At 72.9% G+C, this 18218-nt stretch carries 18 protein-coding genes; 11 read left to right on the top strand and 7 right to left on the bottom strand.

What is annotated here, in order from left to right:
* Positions 1–833: 833 nt before the first annotated feature.
* Positions 834–1544 carry a hypothetical protein gene (locus ACFYOP_RS02460; protein WP_356890053.1) on the bottom strand — a complete coding sequence of 237 codons (711 nt, stop codon included), beginning with the start codon at positions 1542–1544 and terminating at the stop codon, positions 834–836.
* 125 nt (positions 1545–1669) lie between these two features.
* Here ACFYOP_RS02460 and ACFYOP_RS02455 point away from each other — a divergent pair, with 125 nt between their 5' ends.
* The 3 genes from ACFYOP_RS02455 to ACFYOP_RS02445 all read left to right on the top strand — a co-directional run bounded on the left by ACFYOP_RS02455 (position 1670) and on the right by ACFYOP_RS02445 (position 5191).
* On the top strand, positions 1670–2284 hold the full coding sequence (locus ACFYOP_RS02455) for an ElyC/SanA/YdcF family protein (RefSeq protein ID WP_356890265.1): 615 nt from the start codon (positions 1670–1672) through the stop codon (positions 2282–2284).
* 61 nt (positions 2285–2345) lie between these two features.
* Positions 2346–2927, top strand: coding sequence for a TIGR03086 family metal-binding protein (locus ACFYOP_RS02450; protein WP_356890051.1), 582 nt, complete (start codon positions 2346–2348; stop codon positions 2925–2927).
* A gap of 140 nt (positions 2928–3067) precedes the next feature.
* Complete coding sequence (locus tag ACFYOP_RS02445; protein ID WP_356890049.1) at positions 3068–5191, top strand: molybdopterin oxidoreductase family protein; 2124 nt, start codon at positions 3068–3070, stop codon at positions 5189–5191.
* Here the strand turns inward: ACFYOP_RS02445 and ACFYOP_RS02440 are convergent.
* The 3 genes from ACFYOP_RS02440 to ACFYOP_RS02430 form a co-directional block, all read right to left on the bottom strand.
* Positions 5139–5621, bottom strand: a complete 483-nt coding sequence (locus tag ACFYOP_RS02440) for a gamma-glutamylcyclotransferase family protein (protein WP_356890047.1) — start codon at positions 5619–5621, stop codon at positions 5139–5141. The two genes, ACFYOP_RS02445 and ACFYOP_RS02440, sit on opposite strands and share 53 nt — an antisense overlap.
* Entirely contained in the window at positions 5618–5920 is a 303-nt protein-coding gene (gene cutA, locus ACFYOP_RS02435; RefSeq protein WP_356890263.1) for a divalent-cation tolerance protein CutA, read from the bottom strand. The genes ACFYOP_RS02440 and cutA overlap by 4 nt, the downstream gene beginning before the upstream one ends.
* Before the next feature lie 214 nt (positions 5921–6134).
* Positions 6135–6737, bottom strand: a complete 603-nt coding sequence (locus tag ACFYOP_RS02430; protein ID WP_356890045.1) for an NAD(P)H-dependent oxidoreductase — start codon at positions 6735–6737, stop codon at positions 6135–6137.
* Between the two features lie 281 nt (positions 6738–7018).
* Between ACFYOP_RS02430 and ACFYOP_RS02425 the strand changes: the two genes are divergently transcribed.
* The 4 genes from ACFYOP_RS02425 (at position 7019) to ACFYOP_RS02410 (ending at position 9331) form a co-directional block, all read left to right on the top strand.
* Entirely contained in the window at positions 7019–7522 is a 504-nt protein-coding gene (locus ACFYOP_RS02425; RefSeq protein WP_356890043.1) for a hypothetical protein, read from the top strand.
* Between the two features lie 147 nt (positions 7523–7669).
* Positions 7670–8320 (top strand): class F sortase, encoded by a 651-nt coding sequence (locus ACFYOP_RS02420; RefSeq protein WP_356890041.1) that lies wholly within the window; start codon positions 7670–7672, stop codon positions 8318–8320.
* A 40-nt stretch (positions 8321–8360) separates the two neighbouring features.
* A complete protein-coding gene (locus ACFYOP_RS02415) occupies positions 8361–8858 on the top strand; it encodes a MarR family transcriptional regulator (RefSeq protein ID WP_356890039.1) in 498 nt (165 codons plus the stop codon).
* Between the two features lie 2 nt (positions 8859–8860).
* Positions 8861–9331: a MarR family transcriptional regulator gene (locus tag ACFYOP_RS02410; RefSeq protein WP_356890037.1), complete on the top strand. Its 471-nt coding sequence runs from the start codon at positions 8861–8863 to the stop codon at positions 9329–9331.
* A gap of 23 nt (positions 9332–9354) precedes the next feature.
* Here the strand turns inward: ACFYOP_RS02410 and ACFYOP_RS02405 are convergent, their stop codons facing one another.
* Positions 9355–10146 carry a TSUP family transporter gene (locus ACFYOP_RS02405; protein WP_356890035.1) on the bottom strand — a complete coding sequence of 264 codons (792 nt, stop codon included), beginning with the start codon at positions 10144–10146 and terminating at the stop codon, positions 9355–9357.
* Positions 10147–10692: 546 nt separating this feature from the next.
* Here ACFYOP_RS02405 and ACFYOP_RS02400 point away from each other — a divergent pair.
* Genes ACFYOP_RS02400 through nirD form a run of 3 tightly spaced genes read left to right on the top strand, consistent with a single transcriptional unit; the run spans position 10693 to position 14847 of the window.
* Positions 10693–11889: an FAD-dependent oxidoreductase gene (locus ACFYOP_RS02400; RefSeq protein WP_356890033.1), complete on the top strand. Its 1197-nt coding sequence runs from the start codon at positions 10693–10695 to the stop codon at positions 11887–11889.
* Positions 11890–11899: 10 nt separating this feature from the next.
* Entirely contained in the window at positions 11900–14491 is a 2592-nt protein-coding gene (gene nirB / locus ACFYOP_RS02395) for a nitrite reductase large subunit NirB (protein ID WP_356890261.1), read from the top strand.
* The gene (gene nirD, locus ACFYOP_RS02390) at positions 14488–14847 is read left to right on the top strand and encodes a nitrite reductase small subunit NirD (protein ID WP_356890031.1); all 360 of its coding nucleotides are present in this window, start codon (positions 14488–14490) and stop codon (positions 14845–14847) included. Before nirB ends, nirD begins: the two co-directional genes overlap by 4 nt.
* A 192-nt stretch (positions 14848–15039) precedes the next feature.
* Here nirD and ACFYOP_RS02385 read toward each other — a convergent pair whose 3' ends face one another.
* Positions 15040–15465: a VOC family protein gene (locus tag ACFYOP_RS02385; RefSeq protein WP_356890029.1), complete on the bottom strand. Its 426-nt coding sequence runs from the start codon at positions 15463–15465 to the stop codon at positions 15040–15042.
* Between the two features lie 270 nt (positions 15466–15735).
* Here ACFYOP_RS02385 and ACFYOP_RS02380 point away from each other — a divergent pair, with 270 nt between their 5' ends.
* Positions 15736–16896, top strand: a complete 1161-nt coding sequence (locus tag ACFYOP_RS02380; protein WP_356890027.1) for an alkaline phosphatase PhoX — start codon at positions 15736–15738, stop codon at positions 16894–16896.
* On the opposite strand, the gene ACFYOP_RS02375 is transcribed toward ACFYOP_RS02380, so the two are convergent.
* On the bottom strand, positions 16862–17887 hold the full coding sequence (locus ACFYOP_RS02375; protein ID WP_356890025.1) for a winged helix-turn-helix domain-containing protein: 1026 nt from the start codon (positions 17885–17887) through the stop codon (positions 16862–16864). The two genes, ACFYOP_RS02380 and ACFYOP_RS02375, sit on opposite strands and share 35 nt — an antisense overlap.
* Between the last annotated feature and the right edge of the window lie 331 nt (positions 17888–18218).

Below are 18218 nucleotides of genomic sequence, written 5' to 3'. Positions count from 1 at the left end.
TGCGTGAGGGTGACGGGTCTTTGCGCGGGGCTCACGGCGGGGGTGGGGGGCGGTGCGGGGTGGGCGCGTCCGGGGCCGCGGGCCTGTTCCCCTACCCGCCCCTTCCCGAACCGGGGCAGGCCCCGGACCCCGTACCGCGCACCGCGCGGGTGGGCCGGGCCCCGCCCGGGCCCGGTACCGCGCTCCGCGCGGCGGCCTCAATCTCCCCCTACGGCCTGGCGGCCGTGGGTGGGGGCACCTCCCACGGCACCAGGCGTAGGGGGAGTCCCCCAGGCCGGGCTGGAAGTCCCGCTGCGCGGCAACCCAGCCCGAGCTGGGCACGCCTGACCTCGCTGCGCGAAGCAGGAGCTCCCACAGGGGCAACTCCAGCCCCGCCTGGAGGTCCCTCCCACGGCCGCCAGGCCGTAGGGGGAGATCGAGGCGCCGGGCTCGGGGGCGGAGCCCCGAGAAGACCGGCCACTCCAGCCCCGCCGGCGTTTGAGGCGCGGGGCTCGGGGCGGAGCCACGACAAGACCGACCAGCCCAGCCCCGCCGGCGATTGAAGCGCCGGACCCGGGGCACCGCCCCCACAAGACCGGCACGCTCCCAGCTCGCGGGCGTTTGGGCGCGGGAGCCTGCGGCCCGACCACTCCAGCCCCGCCGGCGATTGAGGCGCGGGGCCCGGGGGCGGAGCCACGACAAGACCGGCCAACCCATCCCCGCCGGCGATTGAAGCGCGGGGCTCGGGGCGGAGCCACGACAAGACCGGCCAACCCAGCTCCGCCGGCGATTGAAGCGCCGGACCCGGGGCACCGCCCCCACGAGCCGGCACGCGCCCCGCGGGACCGGCAACGTCACCCCGCCAGCCACACCCGGAGCGCGCCCACCTCCTCGCAGCCGTGCCGGACCGCCGACGTGAGGTCGGCGCCGTGCTCGTAGCCGACGGCCGGGAGGTCCGGCCACAGGCGGGAGACGGACGACACGCAGCCCGCCCACGCCCCGTCCGTGTCGCCGGACGTCGTGAAGACGTTGGAGAGGCCGGCCGCTCCGCCGCCCACGTTCACCACCGCGCCCGCGACCACGCGGCCGTCGTCGGCGCTCCGGCCGGCGAGGAAGGTGACGGCCGGGTCGGCGAGGAGTTGCGGGCGGAAGAGTGCCGACAGGCTCTCGTCCGCGTCCCAGGCCGTCGCCCATTCGGCCAGTTCCGCGGGGGTGGTGAGCGGCGCCCATGCCACTCCCGGCGGCGGGGCCGGCGCGGGGGTGCCGGCCGGCCGGTGGAGCCAGCGGGCCTCGAAGAGGACGTCGAAGCCCGCCCCGGACAGGTCCAGCGACGCGAAGCTGTCCTTGACCGAGCAGCCCCCGCCCGCGGTGTCGATCGCGGCGAGCACGTCGTCCGCCGTCGCGTCCTCGCTCAGTGTGACCGCGTCGGGGTAGAGGAGCGGGGTGCGGCGCGGGTTGGTCCAGGCCCGGGGGCCGAAGTCGCCGGGGAGCCCGTGCGCGCGGCACATGGCCTCGCACCATTCGGCGTTGTTGCGGGCGGCCGTGCGCGCCCTGTCGTCGATCATGAGGTGATGCTGGCCGAACGGCGCCGCTCCGGGCGAACCTTTTTCGGCCGCCGGGCGTCTGACCGTCTGTGAGAGCGACCGGGGTGACAAGAACCGCCAAGCGGCGGCGGACCGTGCAGGCGGTCATGCTCGGGTGCGTGCTCGGGCTCGCGCCCGCGACGTGGATGCACGCTGTCGCCGACAGCCGTGTCCGTACGGTCGCCGACGCCCCCGCGCGGGACGTCGCCGTCGTCTTCGGCGCCGGGCTGTGGGAGGGCCGGCCCTCCCCGTATCTGGCGCACCGGCTGGACACCGCCGCCGAGCTGTACCGGACCGGCAAGGCCAAGGTCGTGCTGGTCACCGGGGACAACAGCCGGGTGGAGTACGACGAGCCGGACGCCATGCGGACGTATCTGACCGAGCGCGGTGTGCCGGACGAGCGGATCGTCAGCGACTACGCCGGGTTCGACACCTGGGACTCCTGCGTACGGGCGAAGAAGATCTTCGGGGTGGAGCGCGCGCTGCTGGTGAGCCAGGGTTTCCACATCCGCCGGGCCGTCGCGCTGTGCCGGTCGGCGGGGGTGGAGTCGTACGGCGTCGGGGTTTCGGAGCCGCACGACGCGACCTGGTACTACGGCGGGGTGCGCGAGATGTTCGCGGCGGGAAAGGCGTCGCTGGACGCCGTCTTCCGGCCGGATCCGCGCTTCCTCGGGGCGCGCGAGCCGGGTGTCCATGACGCTCTCGCGCAGCCGGTGCGCTGACCGGGCGGCACGCGGCCCGGTGCGCTCGCATCGCGCTCCCCGGCGCGGAACAGTGAGCTCCATGAACAAAGACGTGGCAACACTCCTGTCCCGGCACACCGAGGCGCTGGGTCTCTTCACCGACCGGGTGCACGCCGTCCGCGACGACCAGTGGGACGGACCGACGCCGTGCACCGAGTGGTCGGTGCGCGATCTCGTCAACCATCTGACCGCCGAGCAGCTGTGGGTGCCGGACCTGGTGACCGACGGCGCGACGATCGAGGACGTCGGCGACGCGTACGACGGCGACGTCCTCGGCGAGCACCCCAAGCGGAGCTGGGACGCGGCCGCCCGCGCCGCCCGCAAGGCGTTCTCCGACGACGGCGCCATGGCGGGGACGGTCCAGCTGTCGTACGGGGAGACGCCGGTCACGGCCTACTGCTCGCAGATGATCAGTGACGCCGTGGTGCACGCCTGGGACCTGTCGCGTGCCATCGGCGCGGAGGAACGGCTGCCGGACGCGCTGGTGGCCTTCACGCTGGGCGAGGTCGGCCCGTACGCCGCCGAGCTGTCGAAGTCCGGGCTGTTCGCCCCGCCGATCGAGCCGCCGCCGGGCGACGACCCGCAGACCCGGCTGCTGGCGATGACCGGCCGCCGCGCCTGAGCCGTGTCCCGCGTCCCACCGGCGCCCTGGTGCTCACGGCGGCACCTCACGCCGCCGTGAGCCCTTCCCTGAGCGCGGCGTACCTCGTCTGTAATGCGCCGCGTCCGCCCTCGTAACACGAATGTTCCACGCTGGGCGGCATGCGCGACGAGACCACCCCGACCCACTGTCCCTACTGCGCCCTGCAGTGCGGTATGAATCTGCGCGGCGTCCCGCAGCCCGGCGCGGGCGCCGGGACGGCCGTCGAGGTGGTGGAGCGCCCCGACTTCCCCGTCAACCGGGGCGCCCTGTGCGGCAAGGGCCGCACGGCGCCCGCCGTTCTCTCCTCCCGGGTGCGCCTGACCGGGCCGCTCATCAGAAGCCACGCCACAGGCCGGCTCGAGCCGGCCACCTGGGAGGAGGCACTGCGTACGATCGCCGACGGGCTGCGGCGTACGCGAAAGCGGCACGGCGCCGACGCGGTGGGCGTCTTCGGCGGCGGCGGACTGACCAACGAGAAGGCGTACACCCTCGGGAAGTTCGCCCGCGTCGTGCTCGGCACCTCGCAGATCGACTACAACGGCCGTTTCTGCATGTCGTCGGCGGCGGCCGCGCACACCAAGGCGTTCGGTGTGGACCGCGGTCTGCCGTTCCCGCTGGAGGACATCCCGAAGAGCGGCTGCGTGATCCTGGTCGGTTCGAACCTGGCGGAGACCATGCCGCCGGCGCTGCGCTATCTGACCGAGCTGAAGGAGAACGGCGGGAAGCTGATCGTCGTCGACCCCCGGCGGACGAAGACGGCGGAGGTGGCCGACCTGCATCTGGCACCCCGGCCCGGCACCGATCTGGCGCTCGCCCTGGGCCTGCTGCACGAGGTGGTGGCGCAGGGGCGCACCGACGAGGAGTTCATCGCCGCCCGTACGAGCGGCTGGGCGGACGCCCGGGCCGCCGCCATGGCGCACTGGCCGGAGCTGGTCGAGCGGATCACGGGCGTGGGGGTGCCGGAGCTGCGCGAGGCGGTACGGCTGTTCTGCGACGCGCCGTCCGCGATGGTGCTCACGGCCCGCGGGCCCGAGCAGCACTCCAAGGGCACGGACACGGTCAGCGCGTGGATCAACCTGTGCCTGGCGACGGGCCGGGCGGGCCGGCCGCTCTCCGGCTACGGCTGTCTGACCGGGCAGGGCAACGGGCAGGGCGGCCGTGAGCACGGCCAGAAGGCCGACCAGCTGCCCGGCTACCGCAAGCTGGACGACCCGGCAGCGCGGGCGCATGTCGCCGAGGTGTGGGGCGTGGCCCCCGAGTCGCTGCCCGGACCGGGCCGCAGCGCCTACGAGCTGCTGGACGCGCTGGGCGGGGACGTGAAGGCGCTGCTGCTGATGGCCTCGAACCCGGTGGTGTCCGCGCCGCGCGCGGCGCACGTCGAGGAGCGGATCAGGTCGCTGGACTTCCTGGCCGTCGCGGACGTCGTCCTCTCGGAGACGGCGGCGCTCGCGGACGTGGTGCTGCCGGTGACGCAGTGGGCCGAGGAGACGGGCACGATGACCAACCTGGAGGGCCGGGTGCTGCTGCGCCGCAAGGCGGTCGACGCGCCGGCCGGGGTCCGCAGCGACCTGGAGGTGCTGGGCGCGCTGGCCGGACTGCTGGGACACGAGAAGGGCTTCCCGGCCGATCCGGAGGAGGTGTTCGAGGAGCTGCGGCGGGCGTCGGCGGGCGGCCTGGCGGACTACTCGGGCATCACCTACCGCCGGATCGTGGAGGAGGACGGCGTGTTCTGGCCCTGCCCGGCACAACCGGAGGACGAGGTCCCGCACCCGGGGACGCCGCGGCTGTTCCTCGACCGGTTCGCCACGGCCGACGGGCTGGCCCGGTTCGTTCCGGTCGGGCACCGGCCCGCCGCGGAGGAGCCCGACGCCGAGTACCCGGTGCTGCTGACGACCGGGCGGGTGGTCGCCCACTACCAGTCGGGCGCGCAGACGAGACGGGTCGACGAGCTGAACGCCGCCGCGCCCGGCCCGTTCGTCGAGCTGCATCCGCAGCTGGCGGAGCGGATCGGCGTCGCGGAGGGCGAGCCGCTCGCCGTGGTGTCCCGGCGCGGACGGGCGACCGGTCCCGCGCGGATCACCACCGGGATCAGGCCGGACACGGTCTTCATGCCGTTCCACTGGCCGGGCGAGGGCCGGGTCAACACGGTCACGAACCCGGCGCTCGACCCGACCTCCCGTATGCCCGAGTTCAAGGTGTGCGCGGTCCGGCTGGAGCCGGCGGACCCGGCTGCCGGGGCCTGACCGTTCCGCGCCAGTCGCCGCCGTCCACGGGGGTGCCGGCGGCGCGCAGCTCGCGGGCCACGCGCTCGGCGGCGACGTACACCCAGGCGGTGACGGCCGTGCCGTCGTCGAGGAGGACCGTGCGTGCCGTGCGCTCGTACAGGTTCTCCGGGCGGCCCGGCCGGCCGGTGTACTCCTCCAGCCGGTCGAGGACTCCGAGCAGCCGCCCGTAGTCCTCCGGGGCCGCCCACACCGCCTCTCCGGTGACCGTGCACGGCCCGCCGGGGTCGTCGACGGCGTACGGGAAGCCGGGGCCCCGGTAGAGCCGTGCGCTGCAGAGCAGGGCGGGCCGCTCCGTGGTGGTGCGGCCGCGCAGGAACAGGTCGTGGTTGCGCTCTCCCGGACGCAGCGTGCCGTAGACGAAGAACGGAAGCCGCTGCCGCCTGTTCATCGCGCCACGGTCTCTGCCCGTACCCAGCCTGCGTACGCCGCGTTCCCGCGCACCACGGGCATGGCGATGATCTCCGGTGTCTCGTAGTCGTGGGCCGCGGTCAGATGGGCCTCGAGGGCGTCGTAGCAGGCGGGTGTGGTCTTGAAGAGCACCTGCCACTCCTCCGCGGTCTCGATGGCGTTCTGCCAGTGGTAGACCGAGGTCACCGGCGCGGAGATCTGGGCGCAGGCCGCGAGCCGGGCCTCGACGGCGCCCTGCGCCAGTTGGTGTGCCTTCTCCGCGCTGTCGGTCGTGGTCATCACGGCGAGCAGCGGTGGCGTGGCGGGGGTCTGTTCCACGGCACGGGCTCCTTCTCGGTCGTCGGATCCTCCGCGGGCGCGCGGCCTCGCGCACAGGACGGGTGGGGCCGTGAACGCGGCCCCACCCGCCACCGTACGCACCGGGGGCCGCGCCTCGGCCGCCGCCACCGTGCACCGGCCCGCGCGGCCGGCAGCCCTTCGCGTCGGGCCGGTCTCAGCCGGCGTACGGGCGGACGGACTTGGCGGTCCTGAGCGCCTCGCCCCACCAGCCGAGCTGGTCGAGCATCGTCTTGGCGGCGGCGTCCGGGGCGGCGGGGTCGCGGTGGTTGCCCGCGTCGTCGAAGTGGGCGCCCGCGTTGTGGAAGGAGACCGTGTCGCGGACGGTCACGGCGTGCAGCTCGGCGAAGACCTGCCGCAGCTGCTCGACCGCGCGCAGCCCGCCGGAGATCCCGCCGTAGGAGACGAAGCCGACGGGCTTGGCCTGCCATTCGCCGAAGTGCCAGTCGATGAGGTTCTTGAGGGTGGCGGGGAAGGAGTGGTTGTACTCGGGGGTGATCACGACGAAGGCGTCGGCGCCGGCCAGCTTCGGGGTGACCTTGCCGAGCTCCGCGCGCACCTCGGGCGAGGGGTTGTAGGAGAGCGCGGTGGGCAGCTCGGCGTCGGCGAGGTCGACGACCTCGACCTGGAAGTCCTCGCGCGCCGCGGCACGGGAGAGGAACCAGTCGGCGACGGTGGGCCCGAAACGGCCGTCGCGGTTGCTGCCGATGACGACGGCGAGCTTCAGAGGGGACGTCTGGTCAGGCGTGTTGATGTCCATGCGGAGGAGCTTGGTACCTCAAGTTTGGTTGAGGTCAAGCGGCGTCCAGGAATTTCTCGCCGCGTACCGTACGGGCGGGGCCTCACCCGTTCGGCACGGCACGCCCGGCGACTGCTCCCGCCCTCACCTTGGCGGCCTTGACCTGCGGGTACGCGATCTGTCCAGGGCGACACGCCACTTCGGACGAGGGAATCTGAGGGCCCATCAGCAGGCGTGCCGGACGCCCGGCCTCTTATCTCAGAGGAGACGAGACACCGCACAGCGCGCTTCCGGAGGACCCCATGCGCACCACCGCCCGCCTGTTGACCGGCACCGCGATGGCGATCGCCACGATAGGACTCGGCGCCCACGGGGCGTACGCCGGAGACTTCGGCGAGCTCGAGGTGTACCCGTCCCCCGCCACCCCCGGCACGAAGGTCACCGTGAACACCACGGCCTGCGGCAAGGACGGCCACGGCGTCGGCGACGCGCGGTCGGTCGGCGCCGGCGAGTTCAAGCTGTGGCCCGGCACGCACAAGGAGACCGTCGTGGGCCACTTCACGGTCCCCGAGGACACCAGGCCGGGAACGTACGGCATCGAGGTGCGCTGCAAGAACGGCAAGGAAGCCACCGGCGACCTCGAGGTGCACCACAAGCAGCCGAGCGGGCACGTCAGAACCGGAGTCGGCGGCAGCGTGGGCCCCGACACCACCCAGATCGCGGCGGGCGCGGCGGTACTGACCGCGGCCGCTGTGGGCGGGACGCTCCTTCTGCGCCGCCGGGCGAGCGGCGCGCAGAGAGGCTGACGGACCGGTAGACCAACCGGGACCCCGTGCCGCCGGATCCCCCGCTCCCGTCAGGCCTCGAGCCGACGGGGGCGGGGCGACTTCTCACGCCGGGCGGCATTTCGCCCGTGTGCACGACGCGACCTTCGACGCGACCTTGGAGGACCGATGACCGCCCAGGACACCGTCCGACGCAGGAGCAAGGGGTGGGGCCTGGCCGTCGCCGTCTTCGTCGGGCTGTGGCTGGTCCAGAACGGCGCCCGTGACGTCACCCCGCCGGTCCCGTCCGCCGCCCAGGCCTTCGCGGCCGGCCCCGACCAGCACACCGACGCGGCGGCCGACCCGCTGCCGCCCTCGGAACCGGTCCGGCTGCGCATCCCCCGGATCGGCGTCGACGCCCCCGTCACGGGCCTCGGCCTGGACGCCGAGGGCAGCCTCGAGGTCCCACCGGCCGCCGACCGCAACCTCGCCGGCTGGTACGAGGACGGCACCACCCCGGGCGCCGAGGGCACCGCGATCGTGGCCGGCCACGTCGACAACGCGCAGGGACCGTCCGTCTTCTACAGCCTCGGCGCCCTGAAGAAGGGCCACCGGATCGAGGTGCTCCGAGCGGACGGCAGAACCGCCGTCTTCACCATCGACGCGATCGAGGTCTACGAGGCCGACGCCTTCCCCGACCAGAAGGTGTACGGCGCTGGCGACCGGGCCGAACTGCGCGTGATCACCTGCGGCGGCGGCTTCTCGGACGAAACCGGCTATCAGGGGAACGTCGTGGCGTACGCGCACCTGATCGGGGTGCGGCACGACGGTGCGGACTGAGACCATAGCCATGGATACAGTGTCCATGTACTGTATCGGCATGAGCACAGCACCCGAGGGCCCCACGCCCGGCTACCTGGTCTGGCGTCTTTCGACGAAGTGGCGCGTCGCGGTCGACCGCGCGCTCGCTCCCCTGGGGCTGACTCACGCGCAGTACACCGTGATCGCCTCCCTGCACGGCATACGGCAGTCGGGGCACCGGCCCAGCCAGCGGCAACTCGCCGACCACACGGGCCTCGAACCGCTCTACATCTCGAAGCTGGCCCGCGCGCTGGAGTCGTCGGGACTCGTGCGGCGCACGCCCGACCCCGCCGACACCCGGGCCGTGCAGCTCTCGCTCACCCCTGCCGGAGAGGAGAAGGCACGCCGCGCCGTCACCGAGGTCCACACGCTGCTCGACCGGCTGCTCGACCCGCTGGGCGGGCTCGAGGCACCGCGCACCCGGGCGCTGACGCGTGAGCTGCGCCTGCTGCTCGAAACACCTCTCGACGCGCCGCCCGACACCTACGAGGACACGTCCACGCCACCCGAGGAGTAACCATGTCGTCCACCACGCCGATCCTGCTCGACAGCCGGCTCATCGGGCGGGCCCACCACGCGGCCCGCGCCCTGCTCGACCGTGAACTGAGCCGCACCGGAACCACCTTCCACCAGTCGATGGCGCTGAACGCGGTCGCCGCCGAGGGCGGCACCGCCGAGACGGACCGCATCGTCGAGCTGCTGACCTCCACCCTGAAGATCGACGGGGCCGTGGCCCGGGACACCGTGGCGGAGCTGCTCGCCACCGAGCTGCTCGAACCGCTGGAGCCGCTGCGGGAACCGAGCCCGCGGGTGGCGCTGACCGAGACCGGCCGCGCCGAACAGACCCGGCTGGCCGCTTTCGCCACGGAGTTCGGCCCGCGGGTGTACGGAGGGATCCCGGCCGAGGACCTGGCCGTCGCGGGCCGGGTGCTGACCGAGGTCATCGCACGGGCGGACGCCGCGTACGTCGAGACCGCCGACCGGTACTGAGGGCCGTCACGTATTGAGGACCGTCACGCCGTCCACTGGTCGAAGCCGAGCTTCGCGACGAGCGAGAAGACGACGACGAGCAGCACGCCGCGAACGAACTCGCTGCCCTTCCGCAGTGCCATGCGTGCCCCGAACATCGCGCCGACCAGATTGAACACGGCCATCAGCGCGCCCAGCTGCCACAGCACGGTGCCCTGGTACCCGAACATCGCGAGGGCGCCGGCGTTGGTGCACACGTTCACGATCTTGGCGGTGGCGGAGGCCGTCACCAGGTCCAGATGGAGCACCGCGGTGAGCGCCAGCACCAGGAACGTGCCGGTGCCCGGCCCGAACAGCCCGTCGTAGAAGCCGATGCCGCCGCCGACGAGCACGATCGCGAGGACGGTACGGGTCCGGGTGACACGGCGCCTGTCGGCGTCCGCGGCGGGGGCCGTGCCGAACGAGGGGCGCAGCATCACGAACCCGGCGACGCCGAGCAGTACGACCATGATCACCGGGCGCAGCATCTCGCTGCTGATGCCCGCGGCGAAGAAGGCGCCGCCCATCGAGCCGGCGAGTGCGGCGAGCCCGATGCGGACGGCGGTCTTCACCTGCACCGGGGCCTTGCGTACGTAGGTGATCGCGGCGCCCGACGTGCCGACGATGGCGACCGCCTTGTTCGTACCGAGGATGTGGGCTGCCGGGACCTGCGGCAGCCCGAGCAGCAGCGCGGGGAGCAACAGCAGCCCGCCGCCGCCGACGACGGCGTCGATCCAGCCGGCCGCGGCGGCGGCGAGGCAGAGGAAGAGGAGGGTGGTGAGGGATATGTCGGGCACGGCGTGAGCCTATGGAGGGGGTGCGTGTGCCGTCCAACGATCGCGGAAGTCTTGAGGCTGACCTGAGGTTGGCCGGGCGTGGGCGCCGCTGCGCGGAGCCTGTCCCCTCCCCGCCCCGTCCCGAACCGGGCTCCGCCCGGACCCGTCCGGAGGCTCCGCCCTCGTGCCGCCGCGCCTCAATCGCCGGCTGGGCTGCAGTGCAGCCCGGCCGGGGGGACTCCGCTACGCCTGGCTGCCGTGGGAGGCGCCCCCGCCCACGGCCGCCAGGCCGTAGGGGGAGATTGATGCCACCGCGCGAAGCGCGGTGCCGGGGCCCGGGAGCGGAGCCTGGGACAGGGCCCGGGGGCGAAGCCCCAAACCGGGGTCCGGGGGCGCAGCCCCTGGTTTCGGGAAGGGGCGGGGAGGGGGACAGCCCGCCGCAGGCGCCACGCACCCCCACGGGATACCGCCGCCTCACACCCCCCGCCCCCCGCCGCTGAGCGCAAGGTTCCCCGTGGGAAACAGAAGGGGACCTGACGGGTAACACCCGCGACGCACGCTGCATGCATGACTTCGGAGATCGTGGTGATCGGCGGCGGGACGGCGGGCGTGCGGCTGGCGCGTCAGCTCGGCGCGGGTGCTCGCCTCACGGTCCTCGGCGAGGAGACGCACGCGCCGTACAACCGGGTGCTGCTCGCGGAGGTGCTCGCGGGCCGGTACGGGCCGGAAGTGATCGCGCTGCCGGACGTTCCGGTGCGGCGCGGGGTGCGGGCGACGTCGGTCGACCGCGAGCGGCGGGTCGTGCACTGCGCGGACGGCACGGCCGTCGGCTACGACCGCCTCGTGCTCGCGACCGGCTCGAACCCGGTGCTGCCGCCGCTCCGCGGCATCGGCCCGGGGCTCCCGGACGGCGTCCACCCCTTCCGCACCCTTGACGACTGCGCGGCCCTGTCCGACGCCGTCCGACCGGGCACGCGGGTGGTGGTGGTCGGCGGCGGGCTGCTCGGTGTGTCGGCGGCCCGTGCGCTGGCGGTCCGCGGCGCGAAGGTGCTGCTGGCCCAGCAGGGCGAGCACCTCATGGAGCGGCAGCTCGACGTGTCCGCGTCGGGCCTGCTCCGGGCGCATCTGGAGCTGCTCGGCGTCGAGGTGCACACCGAGTGCCGGGTGCGCGGGCTGCGGACCACCCCCGAGGGGGCGGTCGGCGCGGTGGTCCTCGCGGACGGCTTCGCGCTGGACGCGGAGATCGTGGTGCTGGCCTGCGGCGTACGGCCCCGGGTGGGTCTCGCGGTCGACGCGGGGCTCGAGGTGCGGCGGGGGGTCGTCGTCGACGACGAACTGCGCACCTCCGACCCGTACATCCACGCCATCGGCGACTGCGCCGAGCACGACGGCGTCGTGCAGGGTCTGGCCGGCCCGGCGCTGGAGCAGGCGGACGTCCTCGCGTCCGTGCTCAGCGGCCGGGGCGGCCGCTACTCCGGCACCCGCGCGCTGACCCGGCTCACCCTGGCGTCCGCGACGAGCCCCCTCGACCTGGCCGCGTTCGGCGACCCGACCCCCCGACCGGGGGACGACGTCGTCCAGCTCGCCGACGCCACCCGGGGCGCGTACCGCAAGGTCGTCGTCCGCGGGGACCGGCTCGTCGGCGGCGTACTGCTCGGGGATCTCGCGTCCGTCGGCGCGCTCGCCCGGGCCTGGGAGGGCGACGAGGCCCTGCCGGACTCCCTCCCCCTGCTCCACCTGCTCACCAATGATGGAGGCCTCTGACATGGCTGCGATGTCCCCTTCCGCGACCACTCCCACGATCGTGGTCGTCGGCCACGGAATGGTCGGCCAGCGTTTCCTCGAGGCCCTGGCCGAGCGTGGCGTCACCGAGCGGGCACGGGTCGTCGTGCTGTGCGAGGAGCCACGCCCCGCCTACGACCGGGTGCGGCTGACCTCGTACTTCTCCGGGAACACGCCCGACGACCTGTCGATGGTCGAGGACGGTTTCATGGAGCGGCACGGTATCGAGCTGCACCTGGACGACCCGGCGGAGCGCATCGACACCGCCGCGCGCACGGTCACCTCGCGCGCCGGCCGGACCCTCTCGTACGACACGCTGGTGCTGGCGACGGGCTCGTACCCGTTCGTGCCGCCGGTGCCCGGCAAGGACGCCGAGGGCTGCTTCGTCTACCGGACCATCGAGGACCTGCTCAAGATCGAGGAGTACGCGAAGACGGCCCGTGTGGGCGCGGTCGTCGGCGGCGGGCTGCTGGGCCTGGAGGCGGCGGGTGCGCTGAAGGGGCTGGGCCTCGAGACGCACATCGTGGAGTTCGCGCCGCGGCTGATGCCCGTGCAGGTCGACGAGGGCGGCGGCGCGGCGCTGCTGCGCACCATCGAGGGCATGGGGCTCTCCGTCCACACCGGCGTCGGCACCCAGGAGGTCACCGCCGACGAGGGCGGCGCCGTCAACGGCATGGCGCTGTCCGACGGTTCGACGCTCGCGACGGACCTGGTGGTCTTCTCCGCGGGCGTACGGCCCCGGGACCAGCTCGCCCGGGACGCGGGCCTCGCCGTCGGCGAGCGCGGCGGCATCGTCGTGGACGAGCAGTGCCGCACGTCGGACCCGGCGGTCTTCGCGATCGGGGAGTGCGCGCTCGCGTCGGACGGCCGGGTGTACGGACTGGTGGCGCCCGGCTACGAGATGGCGGAGGCGGCGGCCGCGGCCCTGGACGGCCAGGAGCAGACCTTCACCGGCGCGGACACCTCCACCAAGCTGAAGCTCCTGGGCGTGGACGTGGCCTCGTTCGGCGACGCGCACGGCGCGGCCGACGGCTGCCTCGACGTCGTGTACTCCGACTCCCGCGCCGGCGTCTACAAGAAACTGGTCGTCGGCCCCGAGGGCGAACTGCTGGGCGGCATCCTCGTCGGTGACGCCGAGTCGTACGGCACGCTGCGGGCCTTCACCGGCTCGGTGCCGCCGATGGCCCCCGAGCAGCTGGTGCTGCCGGCCGGCGCCGGTGCACCGGTCGCGCTCGGCCCCTCGGCACTGCCCGACGAGGCGGTCGTCTGCTCCTGCCACAACGTCACCAAGGGCACCATCCGCGGCGCGGTCACCGAGCACTCGTGCACGACGGTCCCCGAGGTCAAGAAGTGCACCAAGGCCGGTACCGGCTGCGGCAGCTGCGTCAAGGTGCTCGGCCAGCTCGTCAACGCCGAGCTGGAGGCGTCGGGCGTCGAGGTCGACAAGGGCCTGTGCGGCTGCTTCGGGCAGACCCGCCAGGAGCTGTACGAGATCGTGCGCGCCCTGCGCATCACGTCGTACCAGCAGCTGCTGGACGCGCACGGCCGGGAGACGGCTCGCGGCAAGGACGGCTGCGAGATCTGCAAGCCGGCCGTCGGATCCATCATCGCCTCGCTCGCCCCGACGATCGGCGCCTCCGGCTATGTGCTGGACGGCGAGCAGGCCGCCCTGCAGGACACCAACGACCACTTCCTCGCCAACATGCAGAAGAACGGGTCGTACTCGATCGTGCCGCGCATCCCCGGCGGTGAGATCACTCCGGAGAAGCTGATCGTCATCGGCGAGGTGGCCCGCGACTTCGGTCTCTACACGAAGATCACCGGTGGTCAGCGGATCGACATGTTCGGCGCCCGCGTCGACCAGCTCCCGCAGATCTGGGCACGCCTGGTGGACGCCGGCTTCGAGTCCGGGCACGCGTACGGAAAGGCGCTGCGCACGGTCAAGTCCTGTGTGGGCCAGACCTGGTGCCGCTACGGCGTGCAGGACTCGGTCCGCATGGCGATCGACCTGGAGCTGCGCTACCGGGGCCTGCGCGCGCCGCACAAGTTCAAGTCGGGGGTCTCCGGCTGCCAGCGCGAGTGCGCGGAGGCCCAGTCCAAGGACTTCGGCGTGATCGCGACGGCGAACGGCTGGAACCTGTACGTCGGCGGCAACGGCGGCGCGACGCCGCGCCACGCTGACCTGCTGGCCCAGGACCTTTCCGACACCGAACTGGTGCGGCTCATCGACCGGTTCCTGATGTTCTACATCCGCACCGCCGACCGGCTGGAGCGGACGTCGACCTGGCTGGACCGCATCGAGGGCGGTCTCGAGCACGTGCGGGACGTGGTCGTGAACGACTCGCTCGGCATCTGCGCGGAGCTGGAGTCGATGATGGACGACCATGTCGCGGGCTACCGCGACGAGTGGGCCGAGACGCTGAACGACCCGGAGCGGCTGATGCGGTTCCAGTCCTTCGTCAACGCGCCCGACGTCCCGGACCCGACGGTGAAGTTCGTGCCGGAGCGCGACCAGGTCAAGCCCGACCTGCCCCTGCTGACCATCCGATCGTTCGACCAGACCCTGGAAGGTGCCGCCCGATGACCGCGACGACCCTCGCCCCCGCCACGACGGACGTCCAGATCCAGCTCAGGCTGGGTGAGGACTGGGCGGCGCTGTGCCCGCTGTCCCGGCTGACGCCGGGCCGGGGCGTGGCGGCCCTGCTGCCGGACGGCCGTCAGGTCGCCGTCTTCCTCGACCGTGAGGGCCGGCCCTACGCCATCGACAACCGTGACCCGTTCAGCGGCGCGCAGGTGCTGTCGCGCGGACTGGTCGGCTCTGTGGCCGGCCGGCCGTTCGTCGCCTCGCCGCTGCTGAAGCAGCGCTTCGACCTGGGGACCGGGCGCTGCCTGGACGACGACTCGGTGTCGGTGACGGCGTACGAGGTACGGGTCGGCTGAGCGGCGGCCATCGGCTCCGCTCATGCGCCGTCTGTCACTGCCCTGACGCGGGCGCATGAGCGGGCAAGCTCCGCAGAGCGCGTCGCGAGAGCCAAGCACGTGCTCCCTGAACCTGCTTCAGGATCCCGGGCTGGCTCTTCGCGCAGGAGAACGGCACATCACCGGGTGCCGGGCCACGTGGCCCGGCACCCGTCACGCGTCGCCCTCGGCCATCGCCCGCTGCATGGCCTCGACGTCCATCCACATGACCTCCCACAGGTGGTTGTCGGGGTCCTGGAAGGAACGGCCGTACATGAACCCGTAGTCCTGCGGGTCGTTGGAGGGCGATCCGCCGGCGGCGAGCGCGCCGTCCACCAGCTCGTCGACCTTCTCGCGGCTGTCCGCGCTCAGGCAGAGGATGGCCTCGGTGCTGGTCGCCGCGTCGGCGATGTCCTTCTTGGTGAAGTCCTTGAAGCGGGCCTCCGTCAGCAGCATCGCGTAGATCGTGTCACTGAAGACCAGACAGGCCGCGTTCTCGTCGGTGAACTGCGGGTTGAAGGAGTAACCCAGCTTGCTCCAGAAGGCCTTGCTGGTCTCCAGGTCCTTGACGGGCAGGTTGACGAAGATCATCTGAGCCATGACGGTCTCTCTCCTGTGGGGCCCGCGGTGTGCGCGGTGCCGGTGTGCGCGGTGCCGGTGTGCGCGGTGCCGGTGTGCGCGGTGCTTTCGAAGGGGTAGACGGGCGGCCCGCGGCGGACTCATCGGTGTCCGCGGAGAATTCTTCGGACGACTTCCCGGGGTCACCCTCCGTTGAAGTCTGCGCCACCCACCGCTTCTATGGTCCGGGAGCGCGCGACCCCGCGGCACCGACCGGCGCCGCGGGGCGGTCATCCCACCCTGGAGTGACAAGTGGAACGTCGCAGCTTCCTTCGCGGAGCGGTCGTCGGCACCTCGGCCACCGCCTTCGGCTTCACCCTGTGGCAGGGCGCCGCCTCCGCGGCCCCGGCCCAGCCCGGCTCCGGCCCCTACGGGGCGCTCCGTCCGGCGGACTCGAACGGAATCCAGCTGCCGGCCGGCTTCACCAGCCGGGTGATCGCCCGGTCGGGCCAGAAGGTCGGCTCCACCTCGTACACCTGGCACAAGGCTCCTGATGGCGGCGCCTGCTTCGCCGACGGCGGCGGCTGGGTCTACGTCTCCAACTCGGAGATCTCCTCCACCGGCGGCGCGAGCGCCGTGAAGTTCTCCTCGGCCGGCGCCATCACCGGCGCCTACCGCATCCTGTCCAACACCAACCGCAACTGCGCGGGCGGCGCCACCCCGTGGAACACCTGGCTCTCCTGCGAGGAGGTCAGCACCGGCTACGTCTACGAGACGGACCCGTGGGGCGTCAACGCCGCCGTACGCCGGCCCGCCATGGGGCGGTTCAACCACGAGGCCGCCGCGGCCGACCCGGTGCGCAAGGTGATCTACCTGACCGAGGACGCGTCGGACGGCTGCCTCTACCGGTTCGTCCCCGCCACGTGGGGCAATCTGTCCTCCGGCACCCTTCAGGTGCTCAAGGCCGGCCCGGCCACCTCCGGTTCCTTCACGTGGGCGACCGTGCCGGACCCGGACGGTTCCCCGACCCCCACCCGAGACCAGGTGTCCGGCGCCAGGCTGTTCAACGGCGGCGAGGGCTGCCACTACGCCGACGACAAGGTCTGGTTCACCACCAAGGGCGACAACCGGCTCTGGCAGCTGAACCTGCTGAGCAACACGTACGAACTGGCCTACGACGACTCGTTGGTCGTCGGCGGCTCCGCGCCGCTCACCGGCGTGGACAACGTGACGGGCGCCGCCTCGGGGGACCTGTTCGTGGCGGAGGACGGCGGCAACATGGAGATCTGCGTGATCACGCCGGACGACGTCGTCGCGCCGTTCCTGCGCGTCACCGGCCAGTCGTCGTCGGAGATCTGCGGACCGGCCTTCTCCCCCGACGGCAGCCGGCTGTACTTCTCCAGCCAGCGCGGAACCAGCGGCAGTTCGTCGGGCGGCATCACCTACGAAGTGAGCGGTCCGTTCCGCGCATAGCGAGCTCGGGCTCCGCGGTGGCGCCGCCGCGCAGCAGGGCGGCGCCCAGCGGGGTGAGGGAGTGCAGCACCGCGTTGCCGTGGCGCAGGGTCACCACCAGGCCCGCCTCACGGAGTACGGCGGCGTGCTGGCTCGCGGAGGCCAGGGACACCCCTGCCCTGCGGGCCAGTTCGCTGGTCGTGCAGCCGCCGCGGATGGCCTGGAGCACCGCGGAGCGCGTATGGCCGACGAGACGGCCCAGTGAGACGCCCCCGGCGTCGCCGGCGGACTGCTCGCTGGTGTGCGAGACCGGGTAGACCAGCACCGGCGGCAGGGACGTGTCGCGGTAGACCACCGGGGTCCCGCGGCAGAAGAACGACGGCTGGAGCAGCAGGCCGCGCCCGTCCAGGTGCAGTTCGCGGTCGACGGGATAGTCGGCCTCCAGGACCGGTGCCCGCCAGCGCAGCACCGGCGGCAGGGAGGCGAGCAGCTCCCCGGCGCCGCCGTCGAGCAGCGCCCGGCCGCGCACGACGCGGTCCGCCTCCACCCGGCCCTGGATCTGGGCCCAGTACGGCTCGACGGCCGCGCGGTAGTACGCGCGCAGGACCTCCACGAGCCGGGCCACCGACTCGCCCCTGCCCTCGGCGAGGGAGAGCAGCCGGCCCGGCAGCGAGCGCAGGGGCGAGCGGTGGGCGGCGGCGAGGGCGACTTCCGCGTGCAGTCGGGACGGGGGCGTCGCCCGCAGCGCCTCGAGGCCCGCGTCAAGGCCCTCCGAAGACTCCGGCGGCGTGAGAAAGTCCGGGAAATATCCGCGCTGGGGCACGAGCGCGGAGAGCAGTCGTGTTTCACTTTTCAACCGCGTTCGCGCCTGGGCACGCCATTCACCGAAGAGGAGTGCGCCCCTTCGGTCGCGCAATCGGTGAAAACTGAGAATGGATTCCCACAACGCGTCCGGCCTGGCCGCCATCCTCACCCGCGCCAGGTCGTCCGCGTTGAAATGAATACGAAGCACCGAACCCCCACTGTTGCACCCGCCATCGCCCCCATCACTGAGTATGCATGCCATCACAGGTTGTTACCACGGTGTTTCAGCCACAGTTGAAACGCCTCGCGGCCCATGGGGGCCAACCGAAAAGCTGTACGACGTCGGGCATGAAACCTACTTCACCGAAGTGACGCAGCGAGGACCGTGGGGGGCTTTGCGCGTCCGGCGGCGGTGACGAAGGTTGCGGCTCCGTGTCCGGCACGGGAAATGGAGCGCGGTCGGCGGGTGGGGATCCGCAGGCCGCGCTCCTGTCCGTTGCACGGGCCCGGCGGACGGCAGAAATTCGACCATTGTTAAG

The sequence above is a fragment of the Streptomyces sp. NPDC006294 genome (assembly GCF_042870895.1).
Classification (GTDB): Bacteria; Actinomycetota; Actinomycetes; order Streptomycetales; family Streptomycetaceae; genus Streptomyces.
Note: the sequence above shows the minus strand (reverse complement) of the source record. Positions and strands in the feature narration are given on the sequence as shown.